At 46.9% G+C, this 1,621-nt stretch carries 12 tRNA genes; all 12 read left to right on the top strand.

The annotated features are described in order from the left end of the window. Positions 1–20: 20 nt before the first annotated feature. The 12 genes from A3712_RS19365 to A3712_RS19310 all read left to right on the top strand — a co-directional run bounded on the left by A3712_RS19365 (position 21) and on the right by A3712_RS19310 (position 1,566). Positions 21–105 (top strand) — tRNA-Leu (locus A3712_RS19365). A gap of 51 nt (positions 106–156) precedes the next feature. Continuing rightward, positions 157–233 (top strand) — tRNA-Met (locus A3712_RS19360). Between the two features lie 55 nt (positions 234–288). Continuing rightward, a tRNA-Leu gene (locus A3712_RS19355) sits at positions 289–373 on the top strand. A 30-nt stretch (positions 374–403) separates the two neighbouring features. Next, a tRNA-Gln gene (locus A3712_RS19350) sits at positions 404–478 on the top strand. Between the two features lie 82 nt (positions 479–560). After that, a tRNA-Leu gene (locus tag A3712_RS19345) sits at positions 561–645 on the top strand. A gap of 30 nt (positions 646–675) precedes the next feature. Continuing rightward, positions 676–750, top strand: a tRNA-Gln gene (locus A3712_RS19340). A gap of 82 nt (positions 751–832) precedes the next feature. Further along, positions 833–917 (top strand) — tRNA-Leu (locus A3712_RS19335). Between the two features lie 30 nt (positions 918–947). Beyond that, positions 948–1,022: transfer RNA gene (locus tag A3712_RS19330), tRNA-Gln, on the top strand. An 82-nt stretch (positions 1,023–1,104) separates the two neighbouring features. Then, positions 1,105–1,189 (top strand) — tRNA-Leu (locus A3712_RS19325). Between the two features lie 30 nt (positions 1,190–1,219). Then, a tRNA-Gln gene (locus tag A3712_RS19320) sits at positions 1,220–1,294 on the top strand. 82 nt (positions 1,295–1,376) lie between these two features. Beyond that, positions 1,377–1,461 (top strand) — tRNA-Leu (locus tag A3712_RS19315). Between the two features lie 30 nt (positions 1,462–1,491). Further along, positions 1,492–1,566 (top strand) — tRNA-Gln (locus A3712_RS19310). Positions 1,567–1,621 lie beyond the last annotated feature (55 nt).

The raw sequence follows: 1,621 nt of genomic DNA, 5'->3' as shown, positions 1-1,621 counted from the left end.
TATGACTATAAAGATTTGCTGCGGTCGTGGCGGAATTGGTAGACGCACCAGATTTAGGTTCTGGCGCCGAGAGGTGTGAGAGTTCAAGTCTCTCCGACCGCACCATTATTTCTCTTTCATTAGAGAACAAATAGTGATTCTATTAGATTCATTATTGGCTACTTAGCTCAGTTGGTTAGAGCACATCACTCATAATGATGGGGTCGCAGGTTCAAATCCCGCAGTAGCCACCACTTATGTAACGTCATATTGAATCACCAATATTCAATATGACTATAAAGATTTGCTGCGGTCGTGGCGGAATTGGTAGACGCACCAGATTTAGGTTCTGGCGCCGAGAGGTGTGAGAGTTCAAGTCTCTCCGACCGCACCACTATTTAGATGTCTTAATTGATGTCATTGTTGGGCTATCGCCAAGCGGTAAGGCACCGGCTTTTGATGCCGGCATTCCCTGGTTCGAATCCAGGTAGCCCAGCCACTATTTAAAACTCCTTGCTAAAAGCAATGAGCACAACGTTTTATTGAGTCACCAATACTCAGTATAACTATAAAGATTTGCTGCGGTCGTGGCGGAATTGGTAGACGCACCAGATTTAGGTTCTGGCGCCGAGAGGTGTGAGAGTTCAAGTCTCTCCGACCGCACCACTATTTAGATGTCTTAATTGATGTTATTGTTGGGCTATCGCCAAGCGGTAAGGCACCGGCTTTTGATGCCGGCATTCCCTGGTTCGAATCCAGGTAGCCCAGCCACTATTTAAAACTCCTTGCTAACAGCAATGAGCACAACGTTTTATTGAGTCACCAATACTCAGTATAACTATAAAGATTTGCTGCGGTCGTGGCGGAATTGGTAGACGCACCAGATTTAGGTTCTGGCGCCGAGAGGTGTGAGAGTTCAAGTCTCTCCGACCGCACCAGTATTTAGATGTCTTAATTGATGTCATTGTTGGGCTATCGCCAAGCGGTAAGGCACCGGCTTTTGATGCCGGCATTCCCTGGTTCGAATCCAGGTAGCCCAGCCACTATTTAAAACTCCTTGCTAACAGCAATGAGCACAACGTTTTATTGAGTCACCAATACTCAGTATAACTATAAAGATTTGCTGCGGTCGTGGCGGAATTGGTAGACGCACCAGATTTAGGTTCTGGCGCCGAGAGGTGTGAGAGTTCAAGTCTCTCCGACCGCACCACTATTTAGATGTCTTAATTGATGTCATTGTTGGGCTATCGCCAAGCGGTAAGGCACCGGCTTTTGATGCCGGCATTCCCTGGTTCGAATCCAGGTAGCCCAGCCACTATTTAAAACTCCTTGCTAACAGCAATGAGCACAACGTTTTATTGAGTCACCAATACTCAGTATAACTATAAAGATTTGCTGCGGTCGTGGCGGAATTGGTAGACGCACCAGATTTAGGTTCTGGCGCCGAGAGGTGTGAGAGTTCAAGTCTCTCCGACCGCACCAGTATTTAGATGTCTTAATTGATGTCATTGTTGGGCTATCGCCAAGCGGTAAGGCACCGGCTTTTGATGCCGGCATTCCCTGGTTCGAATCCAGGTAGCCCAGCCACTATTTAAAACTCCTTGCTAAAAGCAATGAGCACAACGTTTTATTGAGTCACCAA

This window comes from Vibrio sp. HI00D65 (assembly GCF_001635455.1).
Classification (GTDB): Bacteria; Pseudomonadota; Gammaproteobacteria; order Enterobacterales; family Vibrionaceae; genus Vibrio.
The sequence above is the reverse complement of the archived record's forward strand: the minus strand, read 5'-3'. Positions and strand labels throughout refer to the sequence as shown.